Source organism: Bacillus sp. FSL M8-0049, assembly GCF_038593355.1.
In the GTDB taxonomy this organism is placed as follows: Bacteria; Bacillota; Bacilli; order Bacillales; family Bacillaceae; genus Bacillus; species Bacillus safensis.
Genome location: NZ_CP151986.1, coordinates 1,213,787 through 1,237,632, shown reverse-complemented (window position 1 = coordinate 1,237,632; position 23,846 = coordinate 1,213,787). Strand labels below are relative to the sequence as shown.

29 protein-coding genes, 1 riboswitch and 1 other annotated feature are annotated in these 23,846 nt (G+C 43.1%); of the genes, 6 read left to right on the top strand and 23 right to left on the bottom strand.

What is annotated here, in order from left to right; all coding sequences use genetic code 11:
* Positions 1–69 precede the first annotated feature (69 nt).
* Positions 70–540, top strand: coding sequence for a nucleoside deaminase (locus tag NSU13_RS06320; RefSeq protein WP_034281510.1), 471 nt, complete (start codon positions 70–72; stop codon positions 538–540).
* 58 nt (positions 541–598) lie between these two features.
* Here NSU13_RS06320 and NSU13_RS06315 read toward each other — a convergent pair whose 3' ends face one another.
* Positions 599–1,015, bottom strand: coding sequence for an organic hydroperoxide resistance protein (locus NSU13_RS06315; RefSeq protein ID WP_034281509.1), 417 nt, complete (start codon positions 1,013–1,015; stop codon positions 599–601).
* Positions 1,016–1,176: 161 nt separating this feature from the next.
* Between NSU13_RS06315 and NSU13_RS06310 the strand changes: the two genes are divergently transcribed.
* The gene (locus NSU13_RS06310; RefSeq protein ID WP_024424644.1) at positions 1,177–1,623 is read left to right on the top strand and encodes a MarR family transcriptional regulator; all 447 of its coding nucleotides are present in this window, start codon (positions 1,177–1,179) and stop codon (positions 1,621–1,623) included.
* A gap of 33 nt (positions 1,624–1,656) precedes the next feature.
* Here NSU13_RS06310 and NSU13_RS06305 read toward each other — a convergent pair whose 3' ends face one another.
* From NSU13_RS06305 to purU, 6 genes are all read right to left on the bottom strand, one after another.
* On the bottom strand, positions 1,657–2,085 hold the full coding sequence (locus tag NSU13_RS06305) for an organic hydroperoxide resistance protein (RefSeq protein ID WP_041116420.1): 429 nt from the start codon (positions 2,083–2,085) through the stop codon (positions 1,657–1,659).
* A 174-nt stretch (positions 2,086–2,259) separates the two neighbouring features.
* On the bottom strand, positions 2,260–2,394 hold the full coding sequence (locus tag NSU13_RS06300) for a hypothetical protein (RefSeq protein WP_024424642.1): 135 nt from the start codon (positions 2,392–2,394) through the stop codon (positions 2,260–2,262).
* Positions 2,384–3,520: a Rap family tetratricopeptide repeat protein gene (locus NSU13_RS06295; RefSeq protein ID WP_034281507.1), complete on the bottom strand. Its 1,137-nt coding sequence runs from the start codon at positions 3,518–3,520 to the stop codon at positions 2,384–2,386. The genes NSU13_RS06300 and NSU13_RS06295 overlap by 11 nt, the downstream gene beginning before the upstream one ends.
* A gap of 124 nt (positions 3,521–3,644) precedes the next feature.
* Positions 3,645–4,892 carry a glutamate-5-semialdehyde dehydrogenase gene (locus NSU13_RS06290; protein ID WP_034281506.1) on the bottom strand — a complete coding sequence of 416 codons (1,248 nt, stop codon included), beginning with the start codon at positions 4,890–4,892 and terminating at the stop codon, positions 3,645–3,647.
* A 12-nt stretch (positions 4,893–4,904) separates the two neighbouring features.
* Positions 4,905–6,002 (bottom strand): glutamate 5-kinase, encoded by a 1,098-nt coding sequence (gene proB / locus NSU13_RS06285; RefSeq protein ID WP_034281505.1) that lies wholly within the window; start codon positions 6,000–6,002, stop codon positions 4,905–4,907.
* Between the two features lie 55 nt (positions 6,003–6,057).
* Positions 6,058–6,276 (bottom strand) — a binding site (T-box leader).
* 43 nt (positions 6,277–6,319) lie between these two features.
* Positions 6,320–7,222: a formyltetrahydrofolate deformylase gene (gene purU, locus NSU13_RS06280; RefSeq protein WP_120207186.1), complete on the bottom strand. Its 903-nt coding sequence runs from the start codon at positions 7,220–7,222 to the stop codon at positions 6,320–6,322.
* 161 nt (positions 7,223–7,383) lie between these two features.
* Between purU and NSU13_RS06275 the strand changes: the two genes are divergently transcribed.
* Positions 7,384–7,569, top strand: a complete 186-nt coding sequence (locus NSU13_RS06275) for a hypothetical protein (protein WP_034281503.1) — start codon at positions 7,384–7,386, stop codon at positions 7,567–7,569.
* A gap of 136 nt (positions 7,570–7,705) precedes the next feature.
* On the opposite strand, the gene NSU13_RS06270 is transcribed toward NSU13_RS06275, so the two are convergent.
* Positions 7,706–8,020, bottom strand: coding sequence for a multidrug efflux SMR transporter (locus NSU13_RS06270; protein WP_024424636.1), 315 nt, complete (start codon positions 8,018–8,020; stop codon positions 7,706–7,708).
* On the bottom strand, positions 8,017–8,346 hold the full coding sequence (locus tag NSU13_RS06265) for a multidrug efflux SMR transporter (RefSeq protein ID WP_041116412.1): 330 nt from the start codon (positions 8,344–8,346) through the stop codon (positions 8,017–8,019). Before NSU13_RS06265 ends, NSU13_RS06270 begins: the two co-directional genes overlap by 4 nt.
* Before the next feature lie 65 nt (positions 8,347–8,411).
* Positions 8,412–8,521, bottom strand: a riboswitch (guanidine-I (ykkC/yxkD leader).
* Between the two features lie 222 nt (positions 8,522–8,743).
* Between NSU13_RS06265 and NSU13_RS06260 the strand changes: the two genes are divergently transcribed.
* Together NSU13_RS06260 and NSU13_RS06255 are read left to right on the top strand one after the other, a co-directional pair.
* Entirely contained in the window at positions 8,744–8,878 is a 135-nt protein-coding gene (locus NSU13_RS06260) for a YrzI family small protein (protein WP_073204910.1), read from the top strand.
* Between the two features lie 219 nt (positions 8,879–9,097).
* Positions 9,098–10,141 carry a trifunctional transcriptional activator/DNA repair protein Ada/methylated-DNA--[protein]-cysteine S-methyltransferase gene (locus NSU13_RS06255; RefSeq protein WP_061109739.1) on the top strand — a complete coding sequence of 348 codons (1,044 nt, stop codon included), beginning with the start codon at positions 9,098–9,100 and terminating at the stop codon, positions 10,139–10,141.
* Positions 10,142–10,155: 14 nt separating this feature from the next.
* On the opposite strand, the gene NSU13_RS06250 is transcribed toward NSU13_RS06255, so the two are convergent.
* The 5 genes from NSU13_RS06250 to NSU13_RS06230 form a co-directional block, all read right to left on the bottom strand.
* Positions 10,156–10,701 (bottom strand): GNAT family N-acetyltransferase, encoded by a 546-nt coding sequence (locus NSU13_RS06250; protein ID WP_061109738.1) that lies wholly within the window; start codon positions 10,699–10,701, stop codon positions 10,156–10,158.
* 17 nt (positions 10,702–10,718) lie between these two features.
* Positions 10,719–11,207 (bottom strand): small multi-drug export protein, encoded by a 489-nt coding sequence (locus NSU13_RS06245; protein ID WP_025092307.1) that lies wholly within the window; start codon positions 11,205–11,207, stop codon positions 10,719–10,721.
* A 105-nt stretch (positions 11,208–11,312) separates the two neighbouring features.
* Positions 11,313–12,071, bottom strand: coding sequence for a hypothetical protein (locus NSU13_RS06240; protein ID WP_061109737.1), 759 nt, complete (start codon positions 12,069–12,071; stop codon positions 11,313–11,315).
* A 4-nt stretch (positions 12,072–12,075) separates the two neighbouring features.
* Complete coding sequence (locus tag NSU13_RS06235) at positions 12,076–12,402, bottom strand: PadR family transcriptional regulator (RefSeq protein WP_061109736.1); 327 nt, start codon at positions 12,400–12,402, stop codon at positions 12,076–12,078.
* Between the two features lie 114 nt (positions 12,403–12,516).
* Positions 12,517–13,038: an acyl-CoA thioesterase gene (locus NSU13_RS06230; RefSeq protein WP_008346212.1), complete on the bottom strand. Its 522-nt coding sequence runs from the start codon at positions 13,036–13,038 to the stop codon at positions 12,517–12,519.
* Positions 13,039–13,217: 179 nt separating this feature from the next.
* Here NSU13_RS06230 and NSU13_RS06225 point away from each other — a divergent pair, with 179 nt between their 5' ends.
* Positions 13,218–14,099, top strand: coding sequence for a dimethylarginine dimethylaminohydrolase family protein (locus NSU13_RS06225; RefSeq protein ID WP_061109735.1), 882 nt, complete (start codon positions 13,218–13,220; stop codon positions 14,097–14,099).
* A 39-nt stretch (positions 14,100–14,138) separates the two neighbouring features.
* Here NSU13_RS06225 and NSU13_RS06220 read toward each other — a convergent pair whose 3' ends face one another.
* From NSU13_RS06220 to NSU13_RS06180, 9 genes are all read right to left on the bottom strand, one after another.
* The gene (locus tag NSU13_RS06220; RefSeq protein WP_041116397.1) at positions 14,139–15,107 is read right to left on the bottom strand and encodes an oligopeptide/dipeptide ABC transporter ATP-binding protein; all 969 of its coding nucleotides are present in this window, start codon (positions 15,105–15,107) and stop codon (positions 14,139–14,141) included.
* Entirely contained in the window at positions 15,097–16,014 is a 918-nt protein-coding gene (locus NSU13_RS06215; RefSeq protein ID WP_327828151.1) for an NlpC/P60 family protein, read from the bottom strand. The genes NSU13_RS06220 and NSU13_RS06215 overlap by 11 nt, the downstream gene beginning before the upstream one ends.
* Positions 16,014–17,093 carry a dipeptide epimerase gene (locus NSU13_RS06210; RefSeq protein ID WP_342489942.1) on the bottom strand — a complete coding sequence of 360 codons (1,080 nt, stop codon included), beginning with the start codon at positions 17,091–17,093 and terminating at the stop codon, positions 16,014–16,016. The genes NSU13_RS06215 and NSU13_RS06210 overlap by 1 nt, the downstream gene beginning before the upstream one ends.
* Entirely contained in the window at positions 17,090–18,031 is a 942-nt protein-coding gene (locus NSU13_RS06205) for an LD-carboxypeptidase (protein ID WP_342489941.1), read from the bottom strand. The genes NSU13_RS06210 and NSU13_RS06205 overlap by 4 nt, the downstream gene beginning before the upstream one ends.
* Before the next feature lie 315 nt (positions 18,032–18,346).
* Positions 18,347–19,969 carry a peptide ABC transporter substrate-binding protein gene (locus NSU13_RS06200; protein ID WP_081124295.1) on the bottom strand — a complete coding sequence of 541 codons (1,623 nt, stop codon included), beginning with the start codon at positions 19,967–19,969 and terminating at the stop codon, positions 18,347–18,349.
* Positions 19,969–20,979, bottom strand: a complete 1,011-nt coding sequence (locus NSU13_RS06195) for an ABC transporter ATP-binding protein (protein WP_044331813.1) — start codon at positions 20,977–20,979, stop codon at positions 19,969–19,971. Before NSU13_RS06195 ends, NSU13_RS06200 begins: the two co-directional genes overlap by 1 nt.
* Before the next feature lie 6 nt (positions 20,980–20,985).
* Entirely contained in the window at positions 20,986–21,948 is a 963-nt protein-coding gene (locus NSU13_RS06190; protein WP_034281490.1) for an ABC transporter permease, read from the bottom strand.
* Positions 21,945–22,880 carry an ABC transporter permease gene (locus NSU13_RS06185; protein ID WP_034281489.1) on the bottom strand — a complete coding sequence of 312 codons (936 nt, stop codon included), beginning with the start codon at positions 22,878–22,880 and terminating at the stop codon, positions 21,945–21,947. The genes NSU13_RS06190 and NSU13_RS06185 overlap by 4 nt, the downstream gene beginning before the upstream one ends.
* Positions 22,881–22,898: 18 nt before the next feature.
* Positions 22,899–23,723, bottom strand: a complete 825-nt coding sequence (locus NSU13_RS06180; RefSeq protein ID WP_034281488.1) for a M55 family metallopeptidase — start codon at positions 23,721–23,723, stop codon at positions 22,899–22,901.
* Positions 23,724–23,846 lie beyond the last annotated feature (123 nt).

The window sequence follows — 23,846 nt, the reverse complement described above, 5'->3', positions numbered from 1 at the left end:
TATGATGATTTCTTTTCTAGCATGATTCGTTTATACTAGAGAAGTCAGTCGAACAAAGGGAGGAAGACAATGAATCACGAAGATTTTTTACAACGAGCAATTGATCTTGCAGTAGAAGGAGTCAATAGTGGTACTGGCGGCCCTTTTGGAGCAGTCATTGTCAAGGATGGTCAGATTATTGCAGAGGGCAGCAACAACGTGACAACAGCAAATGATCCAACCGCACATGCTGAAGTCACAGCCATTCGAAAGGCGTGCCAGACGCTGAATACATACCAATTAGAAGACTGCACTCTATACACAAGCTGCGAGCCTTGTCCGATGTGCCTTGGCGCTATTTACTGGGCTAGACCAAAAGCTGTGTATTTTGCCGCTGGGCATCAGGATGCAGCGGATTCTGGTTTTGATGACTCATTTATTTATGAAGAAATCAACAAAGAATACGAATCAAGAAATATACCATTTTACAAGCTGACACCTCAAAAAACCCTTGCGCCATTTGAAGCATGGGAAGCATACGAACAAAAGAAAGAATATTAAAAAAGAAACACCTGCTCATCAGCAGGTGTTTCTCTTTTCAGCGTGATAGAAAACTTTTTTATTCAGCCACTTCAAGCTCTACTTCAATGTTCCCTCTTGTTGCTTTTGAATATGGACAGAATTCATGTGCAGCATGGACAAGCTCTTTCACTTTGTCATGATCATGACCTTTCGCAGATACAATCAGCTTTACGCCAAGCTTAAAACCGCCGTCACTTTCATCTTTTAAAAGACTGACATGTCCTTCTACTTCCGATTCTATTTCTATCCCTTGCTTCTTCGCTACCTGCTCAAGTGCTCCTCCGAAACAAGCTGCATAGCCTGCTGCAAATAATTGCTCTGGGTTTGTACCAGTCTCTCCATCTTTCTTAGCGTTAGGCATGACAATGTTATGATCGAGCACACCATCCTCTGAACGAACATGTCCAGCTCTTCCATGCTGCGCCTTTACTTTTGCTGTGAATAATGGTTTCATCTTCATCTCCTCCTTCATCTATTCATCCTTTTCACGTTCTCTTCATTTCTCAAACATTTATGGCACATTGAAGAATTTTTCATTTTTCGTCTGTATTTATTTTAAAAAAGAAGAAAATCTTATACAATGATAAGTATGACAAAAAATAGTTGGTGACTGACATGACAAATGAATTTGAACATATGAAGCTGGAAAATCAGCTTTGTTTCTTGTTATATGCAAGTTCACGAGAGATGACGAAGCAGTATAAACCGTTGTTAGAAGAATTAAACATTACGTATCCGCAATATTTGGCACTGCTTTTATTGTGGGAGCATGGAACATTAAATGTGAAAACGATGGGAGAGCTTCTCTATTTAGACTCCGGTACACTCACGCCCATGCTGAAACGAATGGAGCAAAACGGACTCATTATCCGAGAACGTTCGAAAGAGGATGAGCGGTCTGTGCAAATTCGTTTAACGGAATATGGAGAGCAGCTAAAAGAAAAAGCCACTGCGATTCCGTCTCACATGCTGACTGGGACAGGAAGATCGGAAGAAGAGCTAAAAACACTGCGTGCCTCTTTACATGAGCTTTTGCAAAATTTAACACAATCAAAAGGCTGAGGGAATGTTCCCTCAGCCTTTTATTGATATCTATTATTGTGCGACAGCTACTAGTTCTACTTCGATGTTTCCTTGAGTTGCTTTTGAATATGGGCATACGCCGTGCGCTTTATGAACAAGTTCTTCTAATGCAGACTGCTCAATTCCAGTTCCCTTTACTTCTAATTGAACACCTAGTTTGAAGCCGCCATCTGAACTGTCTTTTAATAAGCTGACATGTGCTGTTACTTCACTTTCAAAACGGATACGCTCTTGTCTTGCTACCATTTGAAGGGCTGAATCAAAACATGCAGAGTAGCCTGCTGCGAATAATTGCTCTGGATTTGTTGCTTTTTCAATTTTTTTTGCTCTTGGTGTTCCAGGCATTGCTACATCATGCTCAAGTACACCATCTGTTGAAACAACCTTACCTTCTCTTCCTCCGACAGCTGATACCGTTGCTGTAAATAAAACGTCTGACATGAATATAACCCTCTTTCTCTCCAATAATATTTCCTACAATTGAATTGTACACAATTTAAATTGTAGAGTCAATCAATAAATACTCTTTTTTAAGTTTTCCTCCTCGTTTCCTTTTTATGAGCATGTCCCGCAGAATGGTGTTTAGGCAGTAAAAAAAGCCCTTTAACAAGGGCTTTAGATCGTGTCATGCTGCGGATTCGGTTGTTCCAGCGTATGGTTTCTGTTATCTGGGTCGGCATTTGCTGCTGCCAGCCACAATGCCATAATGGTGATGCTTGTACAGACGACTGCCCATTTTTTAAAATTCATATAAACAATCCCCTCTCTGAATATAGATTCGAGCATGTTCCGCTTCCCCATAGAACATGGAAGATTTTTCATAATCCCCCATTTCATTATAATACTTTGCGGTATCTAATGCCAGCTCCTCTATATCTGGATATGCATAGACAGACTCTAAAAAATGGAAAATTCGTTTGATATGCTCAGCATCTTGTCTTAAATACAATGCTTCTAGAAATATGGTTTTCTGAAGATGAATGTCATCTTGAAGAGCTTCTGCTCGCTTCATACATTCTTCTCTGTAGTGTAATGCTTCTTCGTGTTTTCCTTGTTTGTATAATATCTGAGCGGCTGTATAAAGAGGGTCTATAGATCGACGAAGATGATCGGATTGATTTTGATCAAATAACGAGATGGATTCTTTCATTAATTCGAGTGCGCGGGTCAAGTCTCCCATTCGGTAATAACTGTTGCCCATATTAAACAAAGAGGAGGCAATAAAACGCACATTCTGAAACTCTCTTGATCTCGCAAGTGCTCTTTCGAGATGTGGTAATGCTTTTTCATGCCTTCTCATATCATCGTAGTTACCTGCCACAATAAATTCACACTGAATTGTGCGAAGCGCATACAGTTCATGCTGAACATAAACATCCAGCGCTAGTTTGGCATGGTGCATCGAGATATGTGTTTGTTTCATGTGATAATATATTTCTGACATTTTAAAATGAAATTCCGCACGTTCAATATCATCTGATACAAAAGAAAGCTTGTGCTCTGCCTTTTGATAAGACGATATGGCAGCAATATACTCCCTCCGCCCGAATTCATACATGCCTCTAAAAAAATGATAGTAGTATTCAAGCATGCCTGTGACATGCGTTTGATGCTCATCTATTTCTTTCGAAAGCTCGGAAAAGTTGGCGCGAAGCTTTCCTTCCTTTAATGGCTTTAAATAATCGAGCATGACTTCATGCCTAAATTCCATTAAAGAAAAATAGAGAAGCAAATTCTGATCTTCTTCCATTGAATCAAGAGAGGTGCGAATTTCCTGTTTTAACTGTTCTGCTTGTTCTGAATCAAATCTGCGGATTAATTCATACCACTTGTTGATTTTCACTCCAATATCCGAAGAGGGAATGATTTTCGCCATACGTTGCCTTCTCCAATCTTCTCAAAATATAAAACATTACCATATTTTATCATACTTGACCGGAGAAATACAAAAATGAAAGGAAAAAGAGAGCCTGTTGTCACAAGACTCTCTTTTAAATTCGTTATTCTCTTATTTGTCCTTGACCACGAATGACAAATTTTTCAGACGTTAAGGCTGGCAGACCCATTGGCCCTCTTGCATGAAGTTTTTGTGTACTAATTCCTATTTCCGCTCCATAGCCAAACTCAAAGCCATCTGTGAAACGAGTAGAGGCATTATGATAAACAGCGGCAGCATCGACAGCTGTTAAGAAAAGGGCTGCATGCTCATCGCTTTCCGTAATGATCGCTTCAGAGTGCTTAGAGCTATATGTTTGAATATGCTGAATCGCTTGTTCTATGTTTTCTACAATTTTAATACTGACGATCGGTGCTAAAAACTCCGTTGCATAGTCCTCTGCTGTCGCTAATGCAGCACTAGGAGCAAGCGCGCAAACGGCTTCATCACCGCGTATTTCTACCCCATTTGATTGAAGGGCTTCAAATAACGAAGCACCGTATGTTTTTGCCCATGTTTCATGAATGACAATGCTCTCGATCGCATTACAAACAGATGGTCTCTGGGTTTTGGCATTCAGCACAATCCGCTCAGCCATTTCGTTTTTTGCTGTTTCATCAATATAGATATGACAATTTCCTGCACCTGTCTCAAGCACCGGCACAGTTGACTCTCTCACGACAAGATCAATTAAATTCTTCCCGCCGCGCGGAATGAGGACATCCAGGTATTCATTTAAGGTGAACAGCGTTTTCGCCGTTTCACGGCCAGTATCTTCAATCAATTGCACACTGTCTACTGGAATATCCGTCGTATGAAGCGCTTCATGAATCACCTTTACAATTGCCTTATTACTATGAATAGCAGATGAGCTTCCGCGCAGAATCACAGCATTTCCAGTTTTCAAGCAAAGGGTCGCAGCATCGACTGTCACGTTTGGTCTTGCTTCATAAATCATTCCAACCGTTCCAAGCGGTACACGGACCTTTTCGATGAGCAGGCCGTTTTCTTTTTGAATGGTTTCTAACGTTTCACCAATTGGGTCTTTTAGCTGAATGAGTTGAAGGGTCGCGTCTGCAATGGCTTCAATTCTCTCTTCCGTGAGTGTGATCCGGTCAATGACAGATGGCGTGAACTGCTTTTCCTCAGCAGCCTGAACATCCTTTAGGTTCTCCTCTATTAAATAAGCTGAAGATGCTTTTAGTGCACTCGCGATGGCGTGCAGGGCAGCATTTTTTTGTTCCGTCGTTTTTAGAAGCAGCTGATCTTTGGCTGCACTTGCTTTTTTTGCTTTTTCAAGAACTTCATTCATCGTATTCCCTCCTCAGTTTTGTACATGCTGTACCCAGTGATCTCGGTGTATGACCTCAGGCTTCTCTTTTGAAAGCTCGTCACTTCGCATTCCTTTAATGCCGAGAAGCTCATCGGAGGCGTACAAGGTTTGTCCCTTACCAACTAATCCGTTTGGACCGACGACTTCTACGACTTCTCCTTTAGAAAAGTCACCAGCGACATCAATGACTCCTGCCGGAAGAAGGCTTCTGCCATTATGCAAAATCGCCGCTTCTGCTCCTGCATCAATCATGATCTTTCCAGAGACCGGTGAGTGGAATTGAATCCATTGACGACGGTTGTTCACGGCTGATAAGTCCTGTTCACCGATATACGTTCCATCGCCTTGCCCCGCAAGAATGCGAAGCAGTTTGTCTTCCCCAGTGCCTGTGCCAATGAAGACTTTCACGCCAAGTGAAAGTGCCGTTTGTGCAGCAGACAGCTTCGATTTCATTCCGCCTGTTCCAACCTTTGAACCGGTGCTCTTTGCATATGAAAACAATTCTTCTGAAATGTGGGTCAGGACATCAAACCGCTTCGCCTCAGGATGCTCATTTGGATTTGCATCATAAATGCCATTGATGTCTGTTAATATAATCAATTGGTCTGCATGGATTAATCCACTGACAAGAGCTGACAGCATGTCATTATCCCCAAAGGTAAGCTCCTCGATGGAGACTGAATCATTTTCATTTATGATCGGCAAAATCTTTCTTTCCAGCAGCTCCATCATCGTTGCGTAAGCATTTCGATATCTTGTTCGATCTGAAAAGTCATTACGTGTTAAAAGCATTTGAGCAGGTGTCATGTGAAACTGTGAAAAAAGCTCTGTATATTTCTGCATTAACAAGCCCTGACCAACGGCGGCAGCTGCCTGTTTCCCCTTTAAGGTCACAGGTCTTGATGGATAGCCTAAGCTGCCAAATCCTGCTGCAACGGCTCCTGACGAAATTAAAATGATTTCATGACCTGCTTCTTTGAGCTTTGCGATGGCTCTTACATGATCCCGCATCTTTTGTTCATCAATGGCTCCTTTTTGCTCTGTTAATGAACTGCTGCCAATTTTTATGACGATCCTTTGCTTTTTCATCCTTGATTCCCTCCGCTATACCTTTAGGCACAAAAAAATCCCTTTTTCTCCTTATGTAAAGGACGAAAAGGGATTTTCCGTGGTACCACCTTCATTGAATAAGCATGCGATCTGCTTATTCCACTCAACTCCTGTAACGCCAGGCACGCGCTTAGATTTTTCCTCTAAGGCTCAAAGGGCAGGTTCAGCAGCTGTCTGCGGCAAATGTTTCAGCACATCATTTGCTCTCTTTACGCATCAGTTCCTGCTTACTATTCCTTTTCAACGCTCGTTAATTTTTTTATATTATCACCAATTGCTAAAGAAAAGTCAAGCGGTCAATTAAAGACAATCGTTTTATTCTCATGAACAATAATTCGATCTTCAAGGTGCCATTTGACAGCACGTGCAAGCACACTGCGCTCAATTGTCCGGCCAATATTTTTCAGGGCTTCCGCATCATCCCGGTGATCTACACGCTCAATATCCTGTTCAATGATCGGTCCTTCATCTAAATCATTGGTGACATAATGAGAAGTCGCACCAATTAATTTGACTCCCCGCTCATATGCCCGCTTGTAGGGGTTTGCACCAATAAATGCTGGCAGGAAGGAATGATGAATATTAATGATTTTGTTCGGATGCTCTTCAATGAATCCAGGCGTTAAAATTTGCATGTATCTGGCAAGCACAACCGCATCAATGTCGTACTTTTCTAATAAGGCGAGCTGCTCTTTTTCAGCTTCTTTGCGAATGTCTTTGTTCGCCTTTACAAAATGGAATGGGATTCCAAGCGATTCTACTGTATCTTTTGCCGTTTCATGATTGCTGATCACAACTGCGATTTCAGCCATTAAATTTCCGCTTTGCCATTCCCACAGAAGCTCATGCAGACAATGAAGCTCTTTTGAGACAAAGATTGCCAGCTTTTTAAGCTCACTTGCACGCGACATGCTCCACGTCATTTGAAATGATGCTGCGATTGGCTCAAAGCTATTTTTCAATTGATCCATATTCGCCGAGATGTCTTTCCAATCAAATTCAATTCTTAAAAAGAACCGGCCGCTTTCATGATCGGTTGTGTATTGGCTCGATTCAATGATGTTCGCTCCGTGCTCAAATAAAAAGGAAGAAACAGCTGATACAATACCAGGCTGATCCGGGCAGCTGACAAGTAATCTGCCTTTTTGCTCGTGCTTTTGTCTGTGTAATTCAAGTTTCTCTGTAATCAATGTTCTCATGTATCATGACCTCATTTACGTTTTCATTCTAATGAAATATTATACTGGACTGGAAAGAGAAAAAGCAATGAAGAGTCCATTTTTTATTGAATATTCATTCAATTTCGCACCTAGCGTGATATAATATGAGTAGACCTTTTATCACAAAAGGAGTGATGGAGATGAAAAGCATGACTTTGTTTGGTAAAGTGAGCTTTTGGCTCGGCATCGTATGTCTGATCACAGGTATTTATCTTTTTATAGCCGGTGAGAGACTCATTCCTTTACTCACATTTGGTGTCTGTTTTCTTCTAGTGAGTCAGCTTTACCGCAAAAATGAAAACGATTCCAATCATCATTCGATGTAACAAAAAAGGGCTCAAATGATTTTTATTTGAGCCCTTTTTCTACTTTTAACGCGTGATAGAAAACCTTTGCAGCCCTGACAAAGAATGCGAGGGTTTGTCTACATCGAGAGGCTGGCAGACAGATGCCACCCTTTTCTTATTCAATGATTTTTAACCCGACCGCCGCAGATAAAATCAGTGCGATAAAGAAAATACGTTTTGCGTCCTTCGACTCACCGTAAAACAGCATGCCGACAATGGCTCCTCCAGCAGCTCCAATGCCAGTCCAAATGGCGTATGCCGTTCCCATCGGAATTGTATTCATCGCAAGAGAGAGCATGAGAAAGGACAGCGAAAATCCAGCTGCAATGAATAAAATCCATTTGACATGCCGGTCTTTCTGGAATTGATTCATCATGGTGACACAAAGCATTTCTAAAATGCCTGCACCAATGAGTAAAAGCCAGCTCATGATTCAGTCTCCCCTTTCTTTTCACCCGTGGTCAGTTTGAGCCCTAATACACCGCTTAAAAGCACCATGATTAAAAGTAATTTCACTAGCTGTACCGGCTCACCCATTACCATACCTACTATGACAGTACCTGCTGTCCCAAGTCCGGTGAAAACGGCGTAAAGTGTGCCAACTGGCAGTACAGTCGTGGCTTTCAGGAGTAAATAAAAGCTGACGACAATACAAACGATGGTTGCGGCCCACTCCAATAAAGAGTCAGCATATTTCAACCCCATCACCCAGCCGACTTCAAAGATCGCCGCAATAAAGACATTTCCCCATTTCATCTAATCCTTCCTTTCTGAACGATTCCAACCAACAAAAAAAGCCCGGAAATCGATCGTTTGATCAAATCTCCCGGGCTTTTATCCCTCCGTGTACATACGGTCTATTTTGTAGACCTTATGTGTTTTCTCTCGGTCCAGACTGCGCCACCCGCACGGAACCCTAGAAAACCAATTCTTAATAAACAGATCTGACTTAAAGCAGATTCTGTGTGTCAAAATTGTATCACACCCCGAAATACCGGTCTACCGCTTTGCTTGCCACACGTAAATATACTTGTTCATTTTTCGAAAGAAATTTTATGGGACCTCCGTATACTAAGGGTTAGAAACAGGTCAACTGATAAAGAAGATCTGCGGGCTGTTTCACATGCTGCGAACTGAAAGGAAACGAGCGTATATGACAATTCATTTATTTTTTATGACATTGACGATTAAGCGTAAATACAAGGACATGGAGACCGTACTTTACGAACAAGAAGTTGAAGCATTTTATGAAGAAATGAAACAGAAGCAGCTAAAATATATGAACTAAAACAGGAAGTGAAAAATGAGAAAAGAAGGAGAATGATGCTTGATTGTTATACGAGGGAGAAGGATCTATTCCGGGTACGGCAACGATCACACCGCTGATATAATAAAATCAGATTGATGTGATGAACGTTCAACTTTAGGATGATGCATTTACAGATCATCCGTTGTACTCCAAATAATGCTGAAAAACATTTTATAGAAAATTAAGAGGTGGATTCATATGATGATGACCGATGAACAAAAACATGAATTTTATCAAGCACTTGTTGACAAGAATCCGCAATATGACGGCACATTCTTTGCCTGTATTAAGACAACTGGCATCTTCTGTCATGCCACATGTACGGCCAGAAAGCCAAAATTTGAAAACTGTGAGTTTTTCTTTACAGCGGAGGAAGCACTGCTGGCAGGGTATCGCCCTTGCAAGCGCTGCACACCATTAACATACCCGAACAGCATTCCTGAAGAAGTCAAAACACTCGTTTCAGCAGTAGAAAAAAATCCTGAGAAACGCTGGAAGGAAGAGGACTTCCGCCAATTAGGGATTCACTCTGCCACAGCTCGAAGAAAATTTAAAGACATTTACGGCATGACCTTTGTACAATATGCAAGATCTCGCCGAATGGGACTTGCCTTTAAAGAAATTTTGAACGGAAAAAAAGTAATCGATCAGCAGGTCACTTTCGGCTATGAATCTTCAAGCGCCTTCAATGATGCATTTACGAAAATCATGGGAAATCCCCCTAAAAAAGCGCAGATTCACATTCTTTATGCTAATTTTATTTCTACACCGATCGGGCGCATGATGAGTGTGACAGATGCCACACATGTGTATTTACTGGAGTTTATGGACAGGCGGGGACTCGAAAAAGAAATTGAAACATTAAGAAAGAAGCATCATGCCCGCATTTTAGTTGGAGAAACAAACGTCCATCAGCAATTAGCAAAGGAATTGGCTTTATATTTTGAGAAAAAGCTGACCAAGTTTACTGTACAGCTTTCCTTACATGGCACCCCTTTTCAAATGAAGGTGTGGGAGCAGCTTTCACTCATTCCAGCAGGCGAAACGAGATCCTATCGTGATCTAGCCGCGAAACTGGGCGATCCGCATTCGGTTCGTGCCGTTGGTAATGCAAATGGTGCGAATCAATTGGCGATTATCATTCCCTGCCACCGCGTGATTCAAACAAGTGGTGAGCTTGGAGGCTATGGCGGGGGGATTGAACGGAAGAAATATTTGCTTCAGTTAGAACAGCGTGCATAAAAAAACGGCTCTGCTTAATCGGTAAGCGAGCCGTTTTCTCCGTTACGGGTAATGCTGTATACATCAATGATTTGGTCCCATTTTGAAATGGTTTTTTCTTTTTTCATGCCCATTTTTAAAGCGACCTTCACCGAAGCTTCATTCTCAGGACGAATTAGGCTGACCATCCGTCTGACCTTCATTTCTTCAAATCCATAGGTAAGGCAGCCTTTTGCAGCCTCAGCAGCATAGCCATTCCCCCACGCCGCTTTCTTTAGCATATATCCGATCTCAAGCTCCGTTTGTCCTTCGATATTTTGCAGAACAATTCCGCTTTGTCCAAGACGTTCATTTGTTTCTTTATCTTCAATGATCCATAGCGAGGTGTGGTACATGCGGTCATTTTTTTGATTCCATGCAATCCACTCTTTTGTCTGCTGTTCATCCTTCAAAGAAGGATAATACTTCATCACTTCTTCATCTTGGAACAGCTCGTCATATAAAAATGACGCATCATGTTCATTCATCGTTCTCAGTTTCAGGCGCTCTGTTTCTAGTACTGTTCTTGATTGAACTGTCATTGATGATCCCCCCTTTTTTACTTGCTAAAAATATCTCCGAACAATCCATTTGAATCTGGGGCAAAGTAATGGAAGCCCGCACCGGTTAAACTTGCAGCCAGCGCTGTCCACATCATTAAACTGACGGTCATCCACACCGCGACTTGCTTTCTTTTCGTTCCAAAGCTCATGCACATCAAGGCCGCTAAATGACTGCCGATGATAAAAGGACCAATGAGCGCTAATCCAGGCAGACCGTATCGTTCCCAAATTTTTCTTGCCCGCAGCTGCTTTTTCTCTCCTTTCTCATCACCTTTCTCTTCTTTTCTCTTTAACCACCATGCTTTAAACCGGTCCACAAACACAATGAGAAGCAAAACTGTGAGAAAGTTGCCGATGAATCCAATTACAGCCGTTGTCACAGGGTGCAGCCCACTTAAGATTGCGAATGGAACGACACCAATCACTTCAAAAAAAGGCAAAGCAGCCAATACAAAGACGAGTACATATCCCCATACGATATCCAAAAACAGAACCCCTTTTCATTTTTGTCCTCTCCCCATTGTAATGAAAAATACAATTCCATTTCTACATTTTTTTAGAAAAAGAAAAACACATCGTATGAGATGTGCTCAGTTTACATTCGTATTTTCATTTTTCTTATTTGCCCGGCGCAGGACAATGAGCATAAGCCCTATTAAAATCACAATAGATAGCAGACTTTGCAGCAAAATCACACTTGGTGACGTCCAGCCAATCCATTCGAAGATGAGCTGCGGTCCGAAAAAGATAATCGGAATCAATGAAACGACATTCGCCTTTAAGATTGCATTGAATACTACGATGCATAGCAGCATGAGCAGAATGACGCCCCACCTCTGGCCAGAAGTAAGGACAAGTAGTGGTGTGCCGATCTTTTGATCCAATAGTTTGATTGTCACCATCGCTGTCAGCTGAAAGATTCCTAACATCCAAAAGTAAAGAAATACCCGGCTGCTTGTTTGAAAGGCAGACGCTCTAAACATCACAATGATCATGATGACATTGGCCACTAATACGAGCGGATATCCAATTAAAGCAAACCAAGAATAGGATAAGTTTTGGCTGATTGCATCTGATAAGATCATATAAAAAAGCGATCCAATTAAGAAAGCACTGACGAATGGCACCCAGTCTTTATGGTTTCCTGACAGCTCTTTTGCCAATTCATCAGCATAGCTCCGCGGATCTCCGCCGAACACATCCTCACCTGTTTTGCCGTCTTTTTCAGCCTCAACCGCATGTGCTGTCAGTTCATCCATCAGCTCATCGATTTCATCCTGATTTTTTCCCTTTGATATGAGATAAAGTTGCAGCTCTAGTAGAATGTGTCTTGTTTCTTTTGATACCATAATCTCACTTCCCTTTTTGTAATAAGCGGTTTACATTTTTTGAAAGCTCATTCCAGCGCTCAATAAACTCTGTGAGCGCTTGTTCTCCCGCTTGTGTGAGCGTATAGTATTTCCTTTTCGGACCGCTCGCTGACGCTTTTGTAACGGTGGTCACCAGCTGTTCCTTTTGCATACGCAGCAAAATCGGATAGATACTGCCTTCACTAATTTGATCAAACCCATAATGCGCGAGCTTCTTCGTCATTTCATACCCATAAATTTCGCCCTCAGAAATAATCGACAGCAGACAGCCTTCTAAAATTCCTTTTAGCATTTGTGTGGATGTTGTCATGATTGTTCCTCCGATTCCAGTACCTTGCATCACAAGATAGCTTTATCTTATCATACACTATCTTGCCATGCAAGATACTGGCACAGAAAAAAATCACCGCTTAAAGGGTGATTTTTACGCCCAAGGCTTATCTGTCCCAAGTGCGTCAGCAAGCGCCTTACTATGCTTTCGGCGGCTTTTTCTTTCCTCTGCCCGCTGCTTCGCTGTTTGATGAAGCATGATTTCTTCCTCTGTTTCCGGCATCACCTGCGGGACTCGTTTAGGCTTTCCGTTTTCATCTAATGAGACAAATGTCAGAAATGAAGTCGCTGCGAGTCTGCGCTCTCCAGACATCAAGTTTTCTTTAATGACTTTGACGAACACTTCCATAGAAGACGTGCCCACCCATGTGACATAGGATTCCAAGCATACTGACTCCTTTTGTCCAATCGGCTCTAAAAAGTCAACAGAATCCATTGAAGCTGTGACCGTTTCACTGCGGCTGTGTCTTGCTGCCGAGATGGAGGCAATGTCATCTATATAACTCATTAATTTCCCGCCAAATAACGTTTGGTGGTTATTCGTATCGAGAGGGAATACCCTGCTGGTTTTAACAACTTTCGATTCCTTGCAGTATTTGAAATTTTCTTCACTCATCATCATAGCTCCTTCTTGCTGTTTTCGTGGATGCGGAACGACTTTTATTAAACACTATTCTTTTAGGTTTGTCTAAACTTTTTGCTTTAGTCTTATGTGAGAGATTTTCTTTCGGAAATGTTTCAACCATGGCTAGAAGAAGGAATAATAGAACTATGAATGAACAAGGAGGCCATTTGATGGATTCTATGAGAGCAGAGCAATTATACAAAATGCCGCAATGCATGAGTGAATACGACGATTTAGAAGAAGTTCTTTTATGCAGTCCTATTTATATGGAAATCAAACAAATTATTAACGAAACCCAGAAACATTTTGCGAAAGAAAATATTTCTCAAATGAAAGCAGTCGCTCAGCATAAGCAATTGATCCAAACCCTTAAAGATCATCAAGTACGGCCTATCCTGCTCCCGGCGAATGAACGCTTCCCTGAGCAAGTCTTCACTCGGGATATTGGGTTTACGATTGGACAGACACTGTTTGTTTCAAGTATGGCCGCTCCGGTTCGGCAAGGGGAAGAACAATACCTAAAAGAATGGGCACACGCAAAAGGGTGGTCAGCTGTCACTTTGACAGACGGAACGATTGAAGGCGGCGATGTGCTTGTGGATCAGAAGCGTGTGTTTGTTGGCACGAGCAAAAGAACTAGTTCAGCCGCTATCTACCAGCTAAAAAAGGAACTGCCGGATCATGACATCATTCCGATTCACCTTCCTCCTCACATTTTGCATCTTGATTGTGTGATGAATACTCTGTCTCATGACGAGATAATCATTTATCCTGAAGCGTTCAAGCAAAAGGATCTCCAGCTGCTCAAAACGTATTATGATTTGATTGAAATCAGCGAACAAGAGCAATTCACACTTGGACCAAATGTTTTATCCATTGGGCAGAAAAAAGTGATCAGCTTGCCCAGCAACCAAGAAACAAATGCTTTATTAACCGCTCACGGGTACACCGTTATTAAAGTGGACTTTTCGGAAATTATTAAATCTGGCGGCTCTTTCAGATGCTGTACATTGCCTATTCGGCGTTCATCCACTAAAAAAGCCAGCATGTAGAACAGTTTGTCTACTTGCTGGCTTTTTATCGGGCTTGTCCTATTTTCTATTGTATAAATGACAGGCGACTTCATGTCCTTCTTCCACCGCTTGTAATGTCGGCTTTTTTTCAGCACACACATCCATCGCGGCAGGACATCGTGTTCGAAATACACAGCCGCTTGGCGGGTTCACTGGACTTGGAATTTCTCCTTTTAAAATAAACCTTTTGCGCTTGTCCTCTACGTCAGGATCTGGAATGGGGATGGCAGACAGCAAGGCTTGTGTATATGGGTGAAGCGGTGTTTGATATAATGCATCACTCGTCGTCAATTCGACGAGATGACCTAAATACATGACACCGATCCGGTCACTAATATATTTCACCATGGACAAGTCATGTGCAATAAAAAGAAAAGTTAATCCTTCCTCTTTTTGCAGTTTTTTCAGCAGGTTCACGACCTGCGCTTGGACAGAGACGTCTAGTGCAGAAATCGGCTCATCTGCCACAATAAATTTTGGCGCTAAGGCAAGTGCTCTTGCAATGCCGATTCTCTGCCTCTGTCCCCCGCTAAATTCGTGCGGATAGCGGGTAGCAAAATCATAGCTTAATCCTACCGCTTCAAGCAGTTCTTTCACGCGGGCAATCCTTTTCTTTTGACTGCCATAAAGCTGATGAATCTCCATTGGCTCCAGCATAATATCTTTTACTGACAGTCTTGGATTTAACGAGGAATACGGATCTTGAAAGACCATTTGCATTTGCCGGTTGAAATCAAATGATTCTTTTTTAGAAAGGTGGTGAAGACTTTTCCCTTCATATAAGGCTTCACCATCTGTAGGTTCATAAAGACGCATGAGCACTTTTCCAAGTGTGGATTTGCCGCAGCCAGACTCACCAACGAGACCAAAGGTTTCTCCTTGTTTCAGCTGAAAAGAGACACCATCCAGCGCTTTTAAGGTTCTCCCTTTCGATAGATGAAAATGTTTTTTAAGGTTGTTTACTTGTAAGAGTGGTTCAACTGTCATGATCGCTCCTCCTCTCGCTTGGTAAATACCGCCTTGCACCTGCCCATTCCTTTTCATATGAAGTGCCAGAAAGGGAGAGAAGCTCTATTTGTCTGCCAGTTTTAGGCGAATGAAGCATCATCCCGTTCCCAGCGTAGATCCCTACATGGCGGACCGCTCCCTTTCCGTTTTCATTTGCAAAAAACAGCAAGTCGCCTTGTTCTAAATGGCTTGATGTAACCGGCGTTCCTTGAACAGCTTGGTCACTTGCATCTCTCGGCAAAAGATATCCGCACGCTTTGTACATGCTGTAAGCAAAGCCTGAACAATCATAGCCAAAGCTGCTCATGCCTCCCCATAAATACGAAAGGCCTATAAATTGTTTTCCTGCGTCTACGACATCTTTGCCTGTCAGAGAGAAAGCATGTGAGCCTGGGCGTACATCCGCTTTGTTGATTTCTCTTATTCCTACTGGGGTGACAACATGAAATTGATCATCAGTTTCTTTGGCTGCTGCCAGCTCTGTTAAAAAACTAATCTCCATATCTGGTTCCCCGTTTTGATATAGCGTGGCTTTTTTCTGACAAACGATAAGAGATACAGCTGACGCACTTCCCTCAGTTACTTGGTTTAATTGCTCAGCAGGTATATAGCCTGGATAGCCTTCTGGATGTTTCCGGCTGGCCTGCTGCGGTATGACGACTTTTATCCAGCCATCTGTCTCTTCTAATCCAATCACTCGTTCGCCGAGCAGTATTTGAGATTGAATCAAATTTTCTTCACATAAAGCCAGCTTTTCTTCATATGTTTGCTGGTCAATCCACTCTTTGATGTTGATGGAGTCCTGAAGTACCTTCTGATCGATTTCTCTCGGCGAATGCGGCGCTGTCCATACGTTAGCGACTGGAACCTTTGATTCGTATATCATCATGAGACTCCTTTCACCCCTTGAATGCCTAACCCATGATGCAGCGGTAAAAATATGTCTTTTCCTTTGTACACGATTCCTCCGTCTATCAAGTCCTCTTTCAGCATAAGCGGGGCATCAAAATCGCAGCGGGTGATATTCGGCTGGCTTGCGGCGAAATGTGCCGCAGCTGTAATGCCAAGCTTTGACTCAATCATACTGCCAACCATGCACTGAACACCGTATGCTTCGGCTAGGGCATTGATTTTTAATGCTTCTTTTATGCCGCCTGATTTCATTAATTTTAAATTGATCAGATCGCAGCTTCTCGTTTCAAGCACCCTAATGGCATCATGAAAACTGAAAATGCTTTCGTCTGCCATAATCAGTGTTTCAGTTGCTTCTGTCACACGGCGCAGCCCTTCAATATCTTCTTTCGGCACTGGCTGTTCTACTAGTTCAATATTCAGCGCTTCCATTTTTCGAATGGCTGTGATCGCTTCCTTCCACGTCCAGCCCTGATTGGCGTCGAGCCTGATCTGAATATCCGGACCGACTTTTTCTCGAATCCGCTTGATCCGCTGAATATCCGTGTGTATATCATCTTTTCCTACTTTAACCTTTAACGTCTGAAAGCCTTCGGCTGCGTATTGCTTCGCATCTTCCGCCATCTCAAGCGGCCGGTTTACACTGACCGTATAGTCGGTTTCGAGCTGATGACGATATCCGCCAAGGTATTGATAAAGCGGAAGTCCTGCCTGCTTTGCTAAGCCATCATAAATGGCCATATCGATTGCAGCCTTTGCGCTTGTGTTGCTTGCGAGCACGCGGTTCATAGCAGAAAAGATTTGTTCATACTCTGCCAAGGAAGCCCCTAGCAAAATGGGTCTGATCACTTCAAAGATGGCATAGTCGATGCTTTCCAGCGTTTCTCCTGTAATCACCGATGTGGGAACTGCCTCTCCGTAGCTGACGTCACCTTGATCATATGTGATGATGACGATCAGAGATGCTGCGTCATACACCGTTCTTAAAGCGGTTTTGAAAGGCTTTTTTAGCGGCACACTCGTTCTGCATGTACGAACATCCACAATTTTCATTTAATCGCCTCTTTCGCTGCAACGCCTGGAGAAATGTGCAGTTTCTTCCCTACCGCATCTAGTGCAGCCTGCACGCCCATCGGAATGGCAAAGTTCGGTGATGAATGACCGATCCGAAAGCCACCGAGTGCGGGTTTCTTTTGCGGCACAATATAGGTTTCCCACAGCTGTTCCAAGGTTAAGGACTGGTCTTTCTTTTTTGGTTCACATTGATGAAAATCGCCAATGATGAATCCAGCCGCATCATCCAATTTTCCAGCAGAGGTGAGGTGCTGCATCATGCGATCGATTTTATAAGGCTCTTCGTCAATATCTTCAATGAACAACAGCTTTCCCTTCGTATCAATTTCAAAAGGTGTGCCAAGTGTTGTCACGATGAGGGCAAGATTCCCTCCTATGATGTCCCCTGAAGCGGTGCCGGGGTAGAAGGTATGAAGAGGTGACAAGTGATGCGAATACGTAAAGGCCTTCGGCGTGAACAGCTGCAAAAAGGTATCCTTCGTATACGGATGGACCTCTTCAAGTCCCACATCAGAGGAAAGCATTGGACCATGAAAAGTCACAAGACCCGTCTGCTGCTGGATGGCCGTATGTAAAAACGTAATGTCACTATAACCCCAAAAGATTTTTGGATTCCGGCGAATGAGATCATAGTCAATGACTTCCGCAAGTCTTCCAGTTCCGTACCCTCCGCAGGCACAAATAACCGCTTTGACTTCTGGATCTTGAAACATGCCATGAAGATCTTCCACTCTTTCATGATCACGACCTGCTAAATATCCGTACCGGGAATCAAGATACTTCCCTTTTTTCACCTTCAGCCCAAGGCTTTCTAAAAAGGCAATCCCTTTTGCTAATTTCAATTCATCAGGCGGGCTTGCTGGTGCGATAACCCCCACCGTATCCCCTGTTTGAAGCGCCGCTGGCAGCTGGTTCATGCCAATCCCCTCTTTCTCTTTATTTCTTACAATCTATGGGCATCTTCTCCATAACATGAACAAATAAAGGAACAGACGCTTTTGTTCAAAGCGTCCCATATTGTTGACAAAGGGCTAAAATGATCTTTATTTTAGCCCTTTGTCTTCTATTCAGCGTGACCTGAAAACCTTTGCAGCCCTAGGAAGGACGAGCATCGGATCGGAGCGAATTTGACATTCGTGAGCACCGAGCGCAGGACTGACAAAGAATGCGAGGGTTTGTCCGCGCGCTGAGACACTTTTGTTCAAAGCGTCCGTGTTCCTCATTTCCTTCAATTACTCTCCATCTACTTGTGCCCATTTCAAATCGATATACCCAACAGGGTGGCGGACAATTCCCTTCACGCCCTCTTTTTGCAAATGCACTTGGTTATAAAAATGAATTGGAATGATCGGTGCTTCTTCAATGAGAAGTGCCTCTGCATCATGAAGGATGCTGTTTCTTTTTTGTTCATCTGCTTCCTGGCTCGCCTTTTTAATGAGCTGATCATAGGTGTCGTTTGACCATCCAGTCCGGTTCATCGCATTCCCTGTTTGGAAGCTCTCTAGGAAATTGATCGGATCTGCATAGTCTGCTAAAAATGAACTTTGCGAGAATTGGAATTTCAGCGCCTTTTGATCCTCTGCAAATACATTGGCTTCCATGTTTGCAAGCTTCACGTCCACACCCAGCGCTTCTTTTAATTGCTGCTGGATGGCTTCAGCTTTTTTCTTATTCTCAGGCTTTGTGCTATATGTTAATGTGACGGGCGGCAGCTTTGAATAGTTTTCTTCTTTCAGCCCTTTTTCTAATAGCTTCGCAGCTTCACTCGTATCTTGTTTGACAAGATCGCCGCCAGCTTCTCTGAAATCATCACCCTTTGAATCTAGAATCCCCGGTGAAACGAAGGCGCGGGCTGGCTTCTCTTTATTTTTCGTTACATAATCCACGATATCTTGCGGATTGATCGCCATTTGAAAGGCTTTGCGAATGTTCTTATTTTGAAAAGGTTCCATGTTCACATTCAGACGATAAAAGAACAGTCCGGCCTGATCTTCAATTTGCACATCTTTATTTTTCAGCAAATTTTCACTTTGTTCTGCTGGAACGAAGGCAGTATCTAAATCTCCCGATTGATACATTTGATAATCAGTGTTTCGATCGCTGATCATCAGCCACTTTACCTGATCCAGCTTGACTGATTTTTTGTCCCAATACGTCTCACTTTTTTCCATAGTGAAGCTCTCATCATGCTTCCATTGTGTCAGCTGAAACGGTCCATTCCCAACAAAGGTTTTGGCATCCTTTGCCCAGTTTGGATCCTTCTCTGCTACCTTCTCATTGACAGGGAAAAAGGCAGGGTTTGCGGTCATATTTAAGAACGATTTCTGCGGGTATGCCAGTGTGACCTTTAGCGTTTTGTCATTTTCAGCACTGACTTTTACATCCTCTTTCTTTCCTTTTCCGCTGTTAAATGCCTCTCCGCCTTCAATCATGTATGCTAAGAAGGATGCAGATGAGCCTGTTTTCGGATCAAGCAGACGCTTCCACGCATATTCAAAGTCACTCGCTTTCACTGGGTCACCATTCGACCACTTGATGCCGTCTCTTAAATGAAACGTGTACGTTTTGCCATCCTCTGAAATCTCCCATTTTTCCGCCATTGCAGGAGATGGTTCGTGCTTTTCATTCAGTCTCGTTAATCCCTCCATTAAGTTATTCAGACCTTGCCACGATACATTATTAAAACCAATCGGCGGGTCAAATGACGTCGGTTCGTTTTCGTTATTTAAGGTTAATACTTTCTTTTCATCCTTATTGCTTGATGAGCCTTTACCTGCTTGCTCATTGGCTGTACATCCAGCGAGCAGTATGATGATAAACAAACAAATACTGATGATCCACCCTTTTTTCCTCATCAAAAACTCCCCCTTTGTGTTGAAGATAACATCGCTTGGTTCGCTCGCTCATCCTGAAGCCAGCAATGCACTGTATGAGTAGGTGACCGCTGCGTTTCGTGCGGCATGATATGATCACACACTTTCATGGCAGCCGGGCAGCGATCGGTATACGGACAGCCCTTTGGCGGTGCAAATAAATCAGGCGGGCTTCCTTCAATCGGAATCAGTTCATCTTTCATATCAAGTCTTGGAACGGATTGCAGGAGCCCTTTTGTATAAGGATGCTGCGGACTGTAAAAAATATCCTGCCTTGTTCCGGTTTCAACCATTTTCCCTCCGTACATGACCGCTACCCGGTCGGCAACTTGGGCTACGACCCCTAAGTCGTGTGTGATTAAGATAATGGTAACCCCTGTTTTCCTCTGAATCTCTTTAAACAGCTCTAAAATTTGTGCCTGTATGGTCACATCCAGCGCGGTCGTCGGTTCATCTGCGATCAGCACCTTTGGCTCACAAATCAGTGCCATGGCAATCATGAGCCGCTGCCTCATTCCCCCGCTGAATTGGTGCGGATATTGCTTTAGTCTCTCCTTTGGCTGCGGAATACCAACCAAATCAAGCATTTGTATGGCGGCTTCTTTCACTTCTTTTTTCGTCAGCTTTTGATGCTCCTTCGCCGCCTCCATCAGCTGATCTCCTATTGTCAAGGTTGGGTTGAGTGCTGTCATCGGATCTTGGAAGATCATCGAAATATCCACGCCTCGTATGGCGCGCATTTCTTTTTCAGATAATGACAGCAAGTTGCGGTCTTGAAACCAGATTTCTCCCTGATCGACTTGCGCGCTGTATGCAGGCAGAAGCCTCATAATGCTTTGTGATGTCACACTTTTTCCGCAGCCTGATTCTCCCACAATTGCGAGGGTTTCTTTTTCATATACATCGACATTCACTCCGCGTACTGCTTGAACTGAACCGCCGTATGTCCGAAAACTGACGTGCAGATCGATAATTTGTAGAACTTTTTTCAAAGCGCTTCACCTCTTCATCTTTGGATCAAGCGCATCTTGCAAGCCATCACCTAAATTGTTAAAGCAAAACATCGTGAGTGAAATAAAAAATGCCGGGAAAAATAAACGCCACCAATGTCCATTGTCTGACAGCACAGTCGGCAAAGCATCATTAGCCATCACGCCCCAGCTTGCAAACGGTGCTTGAATACCTAAACCGAGAAAGCTTAGGAACGCTTCAGCAAATATCGCGGTCGGCACAGTCAGGGTCATCTGGACGATAATCGGCCCCATCGTATTCGGCAGCAGGTTGCGGCGAATGATCCGCAGGCTTTTGGCACCAAAGGTTTTTGAGGCAAGGACATATTCCTGGCTTTTCAGCTGAAGAACCTGACCTCTCACAATTCTTGCCATTCCAATCCATCCGGTGACAGTGAGCGCTACAATAATGGTGACAAGCCCTGGCCCCATGAGCACCATCAATAAAATGACAACGAGTAAATAAGGAAGTCCGTAGAGCACCTCGACAATCCGCATCATGACATGGTCGTATTTGCCTCCCTTATAGCCCGCTATGCCCCCATAAATCACGCCGATGGCAAAATCAATCAGGGCTGCCATGACACCCACAAATAATGAAATACGGGCTCCGTACCAAGTGCGTGTGAACACATCTCGTCCAAGTTCATCTGTTCCAAACCAGTGAGCAGCCGAAGGCGGCAGATTTTGCATCGAAAGACGCTGCTCTGTCACACTATTTGGCGCAAGCAATGGGCCTAAGACTGCCATGACAAAAAGAAAAATCAAGACCGATAGGCTAAACATCGCAAGCTTATTTTGCTTCAGCCGCCTCCATGTATCAGCCCAATAGGAAAGAGAGGGCCTTTTAATGGCATGGGCTTCTGTTTTCTTTTGCTCTCGTGGAGAAAACCATTCGTCTGGCACTTCAGGATGCCTGTTCGGTGGATCATGCTGAAGGTGTATACTCATGCCTTTCCTCCTTTCTGATGCAGCTGAATCCTCGGATCAAGGAGACGATACGCCACATCGACAATGAAGAGAAGTGTGATTAAAATAATGCTGTAAAAAACAGTGGTTCCCATGATGACAGGATAATCACGGTTGTTAATACTCTCGACAAAGTATTTTCCCATCCCAGGAATAGCAAAGATTTTTTCAATGACAAAACTTCCTGTTAAAATACTTGCGACAAGTGTTCCAAGAATGGTTACAACGGGTAAAAGTGCATTCCGAAGCGCATGCTTAAATACAATTTTAAAGGGAGAAAGCCCTTTTGCTTTGGCCGTACGGATATAGTCTTGTGACAGCACTTCAATCATGCTCGATCTCGTTAACCTGGCGATAATCGCCATTGGGCCGACAGCAAGGGCGATTGTAGGCAGCACCATATGCATTGGACTTGTCCACATCGCTGTAGGAAAGAGCTTCAAATTGACAGCAAGCTGCTGAATTAATAGGGTAGCAAAGATAAAGTTTGGAATGGATATACCGAAAACTGCAATGGTCATGGCGATGTAATCAATTAAACCATTATGCCGGAGGGCAGCCATGACCCCTAGCAGGATGCCAGAGATGACAGCAATCAATATCGAGATAAGACCAAGTTCTAATGAGACTGGGAAGCCTCTCGCCAATAGATCATTGACACTTTCAGAAGGCTTTTTAATGGAAGGACCAAAATCAAAGGTAACAATGGATTTTAAATAGATGACATATTGAACATAGAGTGGTTCGTCTAAGTGATAGTAGCTTTCAAGGTTTCGCTGGACGGTTTCGTTTGTATTTCGTTCTTCATTGAAAGGCGATCCTGGGATGACCTTCATTAAAATAAACGTTAAAGTCGTAATCGTTAAGATCGTAGCAATCATCGCAATAAAACGCTTGAACAAAAAGCTGGCCATCTGCTGTCTCCCCCTCACTTAACAAAATGTTGTACGTGCGGCAAGCTCTGTCATGACAAGCATCGCTTGATAGGCTTCTAATATATTGTCTGCTTGGTACGTCACCGTCGTTGTTCCTTCTATGATGGCAGTACCCGGCATTAAATTCGCCCATTCAGCTTGTCCATAATTGGCAAACTCAATCTTAAGCAGCGGCTGATCAGGAGGCGTCAGCGGCTTCATTTGATCAATCTGTTTCATCGCGGCTTCCACTTGCTGCGAGATTTGTTTATTGACTTTGGCAGGAGGTAAGCATTTCACAGCAGATCTTGAGATGGTTTCTTTCACTGCCACTGTTTTCACACCAGGCATCAGCTTTTCTGCCTCACGTGCTGCTTGATCATCCCCGCAAACAAGAATCACCGGCACACCATAGTAGCCTGCAACATACGCATTAAAGCCCATTTCCCCAATTGGATGATCATTTATGTAAAAATGTCTGACTCCAAAAATCATACTGTGCGACATCACACCTTTCATTGATGCCCTTGCATGATAGCCTAAGAAAACAGCTGCATCATAGGTTTGATCCAATCCTTGCACCATTGAATAAGGCTTTACGTCACCTGATATGAGAACTGCCTCTTCATGCAGTTCTTCGATCAAAAGATTATTCATTTTAGAATGACTGTCATTCACCAAAATGTCGGTGGCACCATGCTGAAGAAGCGCTTCTACACAAGCATTCACTTCACCAGTCATAATACGTCTGCCCCGCTCATAGTTATGCTGGCGCGAATCAACAAATGTATGATCAGCTAGACCAGTAATCCCCTCCATATCGACAGATACATAGAGCTTCATTCCCATCCCCCTTTAATTAAACATAAAATTTGTGTATATTTTTCTAAATTTTCTAAAAAATTATATGAGAACTTGATTGATTTTTCAATACAATGTTCGAAAATAAGGAGTTTAGACTCAGAT

What these genes read in the sequence shown, in the direction of transcription:
- NSU13_RS06185 (WP_034281489.1), bottom strand. Translation starts at nt 22,880, where the DNA reads ATGGCCAGCTTTTTGTTCAAGCGTTTTATTGCGATGATTGCTACGATC.
- NSU13_RS06290 (WP_034281506.1), bottom strand. Translation starts at nt 4,892, where the DNA reads ATGAATGAAGTTCTTGAAAAAGCAAAAAAAGCAAGTGCAGCCAAAGAT.
- NSU13_RS06220 (WP_041116397.1), bottom strand. Translation starts at nt 15,107, where the DNA reads ATGACAGTTGAACCACTCTTACAAGTAAACAACCTTAAAAAACATTTT.
- NSU13_RS06320 (WP_034281510.1), top strand. Translation starts at nt 70, where the DNA reads ATGAATCACGAAGATTTTTTACAACGAGCAATTGATCTTGCAGTAGAA.
- NSU13_RS06225 (WP_061109735.1), top strand. Translation starts at nt 13,218, where the DNA reads ATGGATTCTATGAGAGCAGAGCAATTATACAAAATGCCGCAATGCATG.
- NSU13_RS06255 (WP_061109739.1), top strand. Translation starts at nt 9,098, where the DNA reads ATGATGATGACCGATGAACAAAAACATGAATTTTATCAAGCACTTGTT.
- NSU13_RS06260 (WP_073204910.1), top strand. Translation starts at nt 8,744, where the DNA reads ATGACAATTCATTTATTTTTTATGACATTGACGATTAAGCGTAAATAC.
- NSU13_RS06210 (WP_342489942.1), bottom strand. Translation starts at nt 17,093, where the DNA reads ATGAAAATTGTGGATGTTCGTACATGCAGAACGAGTGTGCCGCTAAAA.
- NSU13_RS06300 (WP_024424642.1), bottom strand. Translation starts at nt 2,394, where the DNA reads ATGAATTTTAAAAAATGGGCAGTCGTCTGTACAAGCATCACCATTATG.
- proB (WP_034281505.1), bottom strand. Translation starts at nt 6,002, where the DNA reads ATGAAAAAGCAAAGGATCGTCATAAAAATTGGCAGCAGTTCATTAACA.
- NSU13_RS06295 (WP_034281507.1), bottom strand. Translation starts at nt 3,520, where the DNA reads ATGGCGAAAATCATTCCCTCTTCGGATATTGGAGTGAAAATCAACAAG.
- NSU13_RS06190 (WP_034281490.1), bottom strand. Translation starts at nt 21,948, where the DNA reads ATGAGTATACACCTTCAGCATGATCCACCGAACAGGCATCCTGAAGTG.
- NSU13_RS06200 (WP_081124295.1), bottom strand. Translation starts at nt 19,969, where the DNA reads ATGAGGAAAAAAGGGTGGATCATCAGTATTTGTTTGTTTATCATCATA.
- NSU13_RS06230 (WP_008346212.1), bottom strand. Translation starts at nt 13,038, where the DNA reads ATGAGTGAAGAAAATTTCAAATACTGCAAGGAATCGAAAGTTGTTAAA.
- NSU13_RS06205 (WP_342489941.1), bottom strand. Translation starts at nt 18,031, where the DNA reads ATGAACCAGCTGCCAGCGGCGCTTCAAACAGGGGATACGGTGGGGGTT.
- purU (WP_120207186.1), bottom strand. Translation starts at nt 7,222, where the DNA reads ATGAGAACATTGATTACAGAGAAACTTGAATTACACAGACAAAAGCAC.
- NSU13_RS06250 (WP_061109738.1), bottom strand. Translation starts at nt 10,701, where the DNA reads ATGACAGTTCAATCAAGAACAGTACTAGAAACAGAGCGCCTGAAACTG.
- NSU13_RS06305 (WP_041116420.1), bottom strand. Translation starts at nt 2,085, where the DNA reads ATGTCAGACGTTTTATTTACAGCAACGGTATCAGCTGTCGGAGGAAGA.
- NSU13_RS06275 (WP_034281503.1), top strand. Translation starts at nt 7,384, where the DNA reads ATGAAAAGCATGACTTTGTTTGGTAAAGTGAGCTTTTGGCTCGGCATC.
- NSU13_RS06270 (WP_024424636.1), bottom strand. Translation starts at nt 8,020, where the DNA reads ATGAGCTGGCTTTTACTCATTGGTGCAGGCATTTTAGAAATGCTTTGT.
- NSU13_RS06215 (WP_327828151.1), bottom strand. Translation starts at nt 16,014, where the DNA reads ATGATATACGAATCAAAGGTTCCAGTCGCTAACGTATGGACAGCGCCG.
- NSU13_RS06310 (WP_024424644.1), top strand. Translation starts at nt 1,177, where the DNA reads ATGACAAATGAATTTGAACATATGAAGCTGGAAAATCAGCTTTGTTTC.
- NSU13_RS06315 (WP_034281509.1), bottom strand. Translation starts at nt 1,015, where the DNA reads ATGAAACCATTATTCACAGCAAAAGTAAAGGCGCAGCATGGAAGAGCT.
- NSU13_RS06180 (WP_034281488.1), bottom strand. Translation starts at nt 23,723, where the DNA reads ATGAAGCTCTATGTATCTGTCGATATGGAGGGGATTACTGGTCTAGCT.
- NSU13_RS06240 (WP_061109737.1), bottom strand. Translation starts at nt 12,071, where the DNA reads ATGGTATCAAAAGAAACAAGACACATTCTACTAGAGCTGCAACTTTAT.
- NSU13_RS06265 (WP_041116412.1), bottom strand. Translation starts at nt 8,346, where the DNA reads ATGAAATGGGGAAATGTCTTTATTGCGGCGATCTTTGAAGTCGGCTGG.
- NSU13_RS06235 (WP_061109736.1), bottom strand. Translation starts at nt 12,402, where the DNA reads ATGACAACATCCACACAAATGCTAAAAGGAATTTTAGAAGGCTGTCTG.